Origin of the sequence: Flavobacterium sp. (assembly GCF_036405015.1) — a bacterium.
In the GTDB taxonomy this organism is placed as follows: Bacteria; Bacteroidota; Bacteroidia; order Flavobacteriales; family Flavobacteriaceae; genus Flavobacterium.
The window spans coordinates 1-7,667 of the sequence record NZ_DASWYK010000199.1 but is presented as its reverse complement, the minus strand read 5'-3'; the positions used below and the strand labels follow the sequence as shown (position 1 = coordinate 7,667).

Here is a 7,667-nt window from a genome sequence, read left to right as displayed (position 1 = left end):
TGATAAATCAAATTATACCTTTGTAAAAGGGGATATTGTTGATGAAGCTTTTATTAATGAACTTTTTTCAAATCATAATTTTGATGGTGTTCTACATTTAGCTGCAGAATCACATGTTGATCGTTCGATTGAAGATCCTTTAGCATTTGTAAAAACAAATGTTATTGGAACAATGAATCTATTAAATGCAGCTAAAAATCAGTGGAAGGGAAATTTTGAAGGTAAAAGATTTTATCACATTAGCACTGATGAAGTTTATGGTTCTTTAGGTAGTGAAGGATTATTTAAAGAGACAACTCCCTATGCCCCAAACTCACCGTATTCTGCTTCTAAAGCAAGTTCAGATCATTTTGTACGTGCTTATGGAGAAACTTATGGATTACCTTATGTACTTACAAATTGTTCAAATAATTACGGTTCGTATCATTTTCCTGAAAAATTAATTCCACTTTTTATAAATAACATTATTAACAATGAACCATTGCCAGTTTATGGAGATGGAAATTATACAAGAGATTGGTTATTTGTAGAAGATCATGCAACTGCTATTGATTTGGTTTTTCATGAAGGTAAAAACCATGAAAGTTATAATATTGGTGGATTTAATGAATGGAAAAATATTGATTTAGTTAAGTTGTTATGTCAGTTAATGGATGGAAAACTAGGAAGAGAGAATGGAACTTCTGAAAAATTAATTACTTATGTAAAAGACAGACCAGGTCATGATTTGCGTTATGCAATCGATGCCTCAAAAATTAATAAAGAATTAGGTTGGAAACCTTCGGTTACTTTTGAGGAAGGATTAGAAAGAACCATTAATTGGTATTTAAATAATGAGAAGTGGCTTGAGAATGTGACTTCTGGAGTCTACAAAGAATACTATCAAAAACAATATTCATAATTCATAATTCATGAAAAAAACAGCATACTTTTTTTTCTTACTTTGTACACTTACTATGTCTTTAAGTGTTCATGCACAAGATATAATGAAATCTAAAGACTTAAGTACAGTTAATGTTGATTATTTATCTGATGATGATTTGTCAAAAATTAGTGCGCAATTAAAAAGTAATAATGCAACGATTGATCAGGTTGAACCAATAGCATTGTCTAAGGGGATGAGCCAAGTTAATTTTAATAAATTAAAAGCTAAATTAACTGAATATGAAAAGAAAAATGGAGGCTCTGCTAAAACAAATGAGAAAATAATCGAGAAAAAGGAGACTGCGTTTGGAAGAAAGCAAGAAGATATCAAAAATGTAAAAGCAAAAGACTCTGCAAATGCTTTAATTTTTGGGTCTGAACTGTTTGATAACCCAACTCTTAATTTTGAGCCAGATTTAAAAATGGCTACTCCAATGAATTATGTTTTAGGACCTGGAGATGAGCTTCAGGTTTCTGTTTATGGAGTTCAAGAATACAATGGAAGTCTGCCAGTTAGTGTTGAAGGAAAAATTACTATTGATTATGTTGGACAGATTGCAGTATCAGGAATCTCAATTGAAGCTGCAACACAAAAAATAAAAACGGCAATTGCTAGAGTTTATAGTACAGTAAGAGCAGGTCAGTCGCAAGTAAGCGTAAGTTTAAGTAAAATTAGAACCATTAAAGTAACTATTGTTGGCGGAAAACAACCAGGGAATTATTCCATTTCTTCTTTAGCGACAGTATACAATGCATTACATTTAGCAGGTGGTCCAGGTAAAAACGGCAGTTATAGAAATATAGAATTAATTCGAAATAACAAAATTTTTAAGAATATTGATATATACAGATTTTTAGTTAAAGGAGATCAGTCAGATAATGTTGCGCTAAAGGAAAATGATGTAATTAGAATCCCAGCATATAGTCAGAGGGTTACTGTAGAAGGTGAAGTGAAACGTCCGGGTATTTTTGAGATGAAAAAAGGAGAATCATTTTCTGATTTACTAAATTTTGCTTCTGGATTTAACGAATTTGCTTATACTGCATCGGTAAATGTAATTCAAAAGACAGGAAAAGAATTTAAAGTGCATGATATCAATGAAAGTGAATACAAATCTTATCAACCGCAATCTGGGGATGTCTTTAGAATAACAAAAATTTTAAATCGTTTTGAAAATAGAATCAAAATAGAAGGTGCGGTTTTTAGACCTGATTACTATTCTTATACAGAAGGGATGAAAGTATCAGATCTTATCACAAGAGCAGAAGGCTTAAAGGAAGATGCTTATAGCAAACGTGCTAGAATTATTCGTCTAAAAACAGATTTAACAACAGAAATTGTTAATGTAGATTTAGGTGCAGCTCTATCAGGAGATTTAAATGCAGATATAGAATTGAAACGAGAAGATATAGTCACTGTTTACTCTATTTTAGACTTTAGAGAGAAATATAAAGTAACTATTGATGGCGAAGTTAAAAATCCTGGCGAATATGAATATTTTGAAAATTTAACTTTAAATGATTTAGTAGTTCAGGTAGGAGGATTAACTGGTTCTGCATCTAAAAGAGTTGAGATTGCGAGAATGATTAAATCTGATGCAATTGATGATACCGATCCTAAACGTGTAGAATTAGTTGAATTAGAAATAACAGCAGACAATAATGAACAAATTAAAAACTTTGTATTAAAACCGTTTGATGTTATAAATATTAGGCGTATGGCAGTTTATGAAAAGCCTGAAATGGTAACAGTTAGTGGTGCTGTGGGTTACCCTGGAAAATATGTATTGGCAAATAAAAAAGAAACAGTATATAATGTCGTAATGAGAGCTGGTGGTTTAACTTCTATTGCTAATTTAGATGGAATGAAAATTAAAAGACCAATCAAAGAAGAGCAGATAGAAACATTGGAAAGGATTGATCTAAATATTTCTAAAAATGATACATTAAAAGGTAAATTGGCGAAAAAATTGAAAGAGGATTTAAAATTTGCTACAATTCCTGTGAATTGGGAAAAAATAGTAAAAGATAAGAATCATTTTTCAAATGTTACATTATTTCCAGGAGATGAAATTGAGGTGGCAGTTTATAACGAAGGAGTCAAAGTAACGGGGAATGTTTTGTTAACTTCAGAAATTCCATATAGAAATGGTAAAGGATTTAAATACTATCTTAACGCAGTGGGCGGTGTTGATAATAAAGGATGGAAAAGAAAAGCTTACATAATTTATCCAAACGGTAAAGCTGACGTCACAACTTCTTTTTTGTTTTTTAAATCATATCCTAAAGTAGAACCTGATTCTCAAATTGTGGTTCCAGAAAAACCAGAAAGAAGAAAAATGACAACAGGAGAATGGGTAGGTATTGGAAGTGTAGTTTCAAGTTTAGCGTTATTAATTGTTACAGCTTTTAAATAAATTTTATGGAATTAGAGACTATCGAAAACGAAGATATTTCAGTAAAAGATTTATTAAAGAAATTAAAAGAATGGTTTAATTATTTATTGTCAAAATGGTTAATTATCATTGTGGCAGGAATAGTAGGTTCAATACTAGGGTTGACATATTCTGTTCTTAAAAAACCAGTTTATACCGCCACTTTATCGTTTGCTTTAGAGGATGAAAAGGGAGCTGGTGGTTTAGGAGGTGCTTTAGGATTAGCTAGTTCATTTGGATTAGATCTTGGTGGCAATGGAGGAGGAATTTTTACAGCTTCTAATTTAACAGAGCTTTTTAAGTCTAGATCAATGGTCGAAAAAACGTTATTATCTCCAGTTTATGTAGAAGGTAAAAAGATATCTTTAGCAGAAAATTTTCTTCAAAATAATGAATGGAGAAAAAAATGGAGTGATAATCCAAAAATTTCCTCAATTCAATTTTTACCAGATGCAGATCGTTCAAAATTTACAAGAGAGCAAGATAGTATACTTGGTTTGATATATATGGATCTTTCTAAAACAGGACTATTAGTAGCACAGAAAGATAAAAAAATATCAATTATAACTATTGATGTTTCTTCAAAAAATGAATTATTTGCTAAGAATTTTTGTGAATCACTTGCAAAACAAGTAGGCGAATTCTATATAGATACTAAAAGTAAAAAGGCGAGAATGAATATGGCAATTTTACAACATCAGGTTGACTCTATTCGTAGAGAATTAAATAGTGCTATAATAGGTGTTGCAGTGGCAAATGATAATACTTTCGGACTTAATCCTGCTCTTAATGTAAGAAGAACGCCATCTGCAAAAAGACAAGTTGATGTTCAGGCTAATACGGCAATATTGACTGAATTAGTTAAACAAAGTGAATTAGCTAAAGTGACTTTGCGAAAAGAAACACCATTAATCCAAGTGATTGATCAGCCAATTTTACCATTACCTAAAGAACGTTTTGGAAAAGCTAAAGGAATATTATTGGGAGGTTTTTTGGCTGTATTTCTAATGATAGTAAGATTAGTAGGTAAAAAACTGTTTGATGAATTAAGTTTTTAATTTGATTATTTGAACTTAATAAAATACTGAGGAAAATTTTTATTAACAAGTTTAAATCAAGTGTTAATAGAGGAATGTATAATTACAATAAATAAGGATTATGAGTAAAAGAGTTTTAATTACAGGTGCGGCTGGATTCTTGGGGTCACATTTATGCGATCGTTTTATTGCAGAAGGTTTCCAGGTGGTTGGTATGGATAATTTAATTACAGGAGATCTAAAAAATATAGAGCACCTATTCCCTTTAAAACAATTTGAATTTTATAATCATGATGTTTCGAATTTTGTTCATGTTAGCGGTAGTTTAGATTATATATTACACTTTGCATCACCAGCAAGTCCAATAGATTATTTAAAGATTCCTATACAAACATTAAAAGTGGGGTCTTTAGGGACACATAATTTACTAGGTTTAGCTAAAGAAAAAAAAGCAAGATTTTTAATTGCATCTACTTCTGAGGTTTATGGTGATCCTACAGTTCACCCACAAACGGAAGATTATTGGGGAAATGTTAACCCAGTGGGACCTAGAAGCGTATATGATGAAGCCAAAAGATTTCAAGAAGCTATAACAATGGCATATCATACATTTCATGGTATTGAAACTAGAATTGCTAGAATATTTAATACTTATGGACCAAGAATGAGATTAAACGATGGTCGGGTATTACCAGCATTCATGGGACAGGCTTTAAGAGGGGAGGATTTGACAATTTTTGGAGACGGAACGCAAACTAGATCATTTTGTTACGTGGATGATCTTATTGAAGGAATATTTAAACTTTTGATTTCTAATTGTGTGGATCCTGTTAATATAGGTAATCCTCATGAAATTACAATGAATGAATTTGCTGAAGAAATAATAAAATTAACAGGAACATCACAAAAAATAGTATATCGCCCTTTACCGCAAGATGATCCTAAACAAAGACAGCCAAATATAACGAAAGCGAAAACACTCTTAGATTGGGAACCAAAAGTATCTAGAGAAGAAGGACTAAAAATTACATATAATTACTTTAAGAATTTTACTAAAGAAGAACTTGAAATAACTAAAAACAGTAAAGAGTTCTTGAGTATTTTATGAAAGAACGAATACTAAATTATTTAAAACAAAAATCATTAGTAAACATAATATGGTTATTTCTAGATAAAGTTCTTCGTCTTGGAGTTGGTTTAATTGTTGGGGTCTTAATTGCTCGGTATTTAGGTCCTGACCTTTTTGGAAAATGGAATTATGCTATTGCATTTGTAAGTTTAGTAAGTGCCCTTGCAACTTTAGGACTAGATCAAATTGTAGTTAAACACCTTTTAGACAAGAATGAGAAAGAAGGTTTGATATTAGGTACTGCTTTTTATCTAAGATCAATAGGAGCTTTTATTAGTATATTAATTGTAGGATTATATTTTTTTCTTTTCAAGAATGATGGATCACTAGCAGTAATAGCTATTCTAACAGCTTTTACATTATGGTTTCAGGCATTTGATGTTATAGATTTAAAAAATCAATCTGTTTTAGAGTCTAAAAAAACTGTTATAGTAAAGAATTCTTCTTTTATAATAACTTCAATAATAAGATTGATTTTCGTTTATTGTGAGATGCCATTATTGGCTTTCGTTGTTTTAAGCGTAGTAGAGTTCTTTCTAGGAGCAGTAGGATTAATTTTGTTTTATGGTTTTAATAATTTAAAAACGTGGAATATAGATATTAATTACTGTAAAGAATTATTAAAGCAAGCATGGCCATTGATTATGTCAGGAATTATAATTATGATGTATATGAGATTAGATCAAATTATGATTGGCGAAATGTTAGGAGAAAAGGGCGTAGGTCTTTATTCTGTATCAACTCGATTTACAGAGTTGTGGTATTTTATTCCAACTGTTTTTGTTACATCTTTTTTTCCAAAAATATTAGAAAAATTTAATATTGATGTAGAAGACTATAAAAAAGTATGTTTAAAATTATTGAAACTTCTTTTTATTATTAGCTTTCTAATATCTATTTTTTTTACTTTTTTTTCAGGTTTTATTATTAATTTACTTTATGGAGAAAAATTTGAAATGGCAGTTTTCGCGTTGCAAATTAGTATATGGACCGGAGTATTTGTGTTTTGGGGAGTTGCAGCAGGAAACATGCTTGTAATTGAAAATTTGAATAAACATAATTTAATAAAGTCTGTACAAGGATTATTGCTGAATATCATTTTAAATTTAATACTGATTCCTAGATATGGAATAGATGGTGCTGCTGTTGCGACACTATTATCGCAATTTTATGCGTCCTATTTATATTATGCATTTTTTAAGAAGACGAGACATATCTTTAATTTACAAACAAGATCAATACTATTTTTTAAATGATATTTTTTCTTAATTAAAGAAGATCAAATTCTCAAATAAAATTATCGAAATAAAACAAATGAAAGAAATCAAAAAATTTGTTCCTAAAGAAAAACTTAATACAGCAGTATTGTTTTTAGTCTTCAATCGTTTAGATACTACTAGAGAAGTTTTTGAAGCAATTAGAGAGGCAAAACCACCTAAGCTTTACGTAGCAGCCGATGGAGAGAGAAATTCAGAAGAAGCAATTAAAGTTCAAAATGTACGGAACTACATTACTTCCAATATTGATTGGGATTGCGAAATTAAATTGCTTTTTCGTAATAAAAATCTTGGATGTAAAGTAGCTATCAGTGAGGCTATTACATGGTTTTTTGAAAACGAGGAGATGGGAATAATTTTAGAAGATGACTGCAAACCAAGTCAAAGTTTTTTTTGGTTTTGTGAGAATTTATTATTAAAGTATAAAAACGATATGAGAATTTGGCATATTGGAGGGACAAGTACTTTGAATAAGGAAATATTATTAAATGATGAAAGCTATTATTTTTCAAAATACAATCACATTTGGGGATGGGCTAGCTGGGCAGATAGATGGAAAGCTTATGACGTAAAAGTTTCTCTTTTTCAGGAATTTAAAAAAAATGATTACATTCAGAATATTACTTCAAACGAGTTATTACAAAAATTTTGGTTAAATAATTTCAAAAATGTTCAAGATAACAAAGTAAATACTTGGGATTATCAGTGGTACTTTACAACATGGTCAAATGGTGGAATTTCAATCATTCCAACAGTGAACTTGATTAGTAATTTAGGATTTGGTGCAGATGCAACTCATACTTCTGATAGTAATAATAAATTATCAAACATGAATAGAGATGAAATTAATTTAAATAATGATTTA

At 30.1% G+C, this 7,667-nt stretch carries 6 protein-coding genes; all 6 read left to right on the top strand.

What is annotated here, in order from left to right; all coding sequences use genetic code 11:
• Positions 1-901, top strand: a 901-nt coding sequence (gene rfbB / locus VGE71_RS17125; RefSeq protein WP_331139403.1) for a dTDP-glucose 4,6-dehydratase, incomplete at its 5' end; no start/stop codon positions are given.
• 10 nt (positions 902-911) lie between these two features.
• Positions 912-3,341, top strand: a complete 2,430-nt coding sequence (locus VGE71_RS17120; protein WP_331139402.1) for an SLBB domain-containing protein — start codon at positions 912-914, stop codon at positions 3,339-3,341.
• A gap of 5 nt (positions 3,342-3,346) precedes the next feature.
• Positions 3,347-4,417, top strand: a complete 1,071-nt coding sequence (locus tag VGE71_RS17115) for a Wzz/FepE/Etk N-terminal domain-containing protein (RefSeq protein ID WP_331139401.1) — start codon at positions 3,347-3,349, stop codon at positions 4,415-4,417.
• A 100-nt stretch (positions 4,418-4,517) separates the two neighbouring features.
• Positions 4,518-5,504, top strand: a complete 987-nt coding sequence (locus VGE71_RS17110) for a UDP-glucuronic acid decarboxylase family protein (protein ID WP_331139400.1) — start codon at positions 4,518-4,520, stop codon at positions 5,502-5,504.
• Positions 5,501-6,781, top strand: coding sequence for a flippase (locus tag VGE71_RS17105; RefSeq protein ID WP_331139399.1), 1,281 nt, complete (start codon positions 5,501-5,503; stop codon positions 6,779-6,781). Before VGE71_RS17110 ends, VGE71_RS17105 begins: the two co-directional genes overlap by 4 nt.
• 58 nt (positions 6,782-6,839) lie before the next feature.
• The coding region (locus tag VGE71_RS17100; RefSeq protein ID WP_331139398.1) for a nucleotide-diphospho-sugar transferase at positions 6,840-7,667 on the top strand (828 nt) is incomplete at its 3' end.

Coding starts and splice junctions, on each gene's coding strand:
- VGE71_RS17115 (WP_331139401.1), top strand. CDS start 3,347: ATGGAATTAGAGACTATCGAAAACGAAGATATTTCAGTAAAAGATTTA.
- VGE71_RS17120 (WP_331139402.1), top strand. CDS start 912: ATGAAAAAAACAGCATACTTTTTTTTCTTACTTTGTACACTTACTATG.
- VGE71_RS17110 (WP_331139400.1), top strand. CDS start 4,518: ATGAGTAAAAGAGTTTTAATTACAGGTGCGGCTGGATTCTTGGGGTCA.
- VGE71_RS17105 (WP_331139399.1), top strand. CDS start 5,501: ATGAAAGAACGAATACTAAATTATTTAAAACAAAAATCATTAGTAAAC.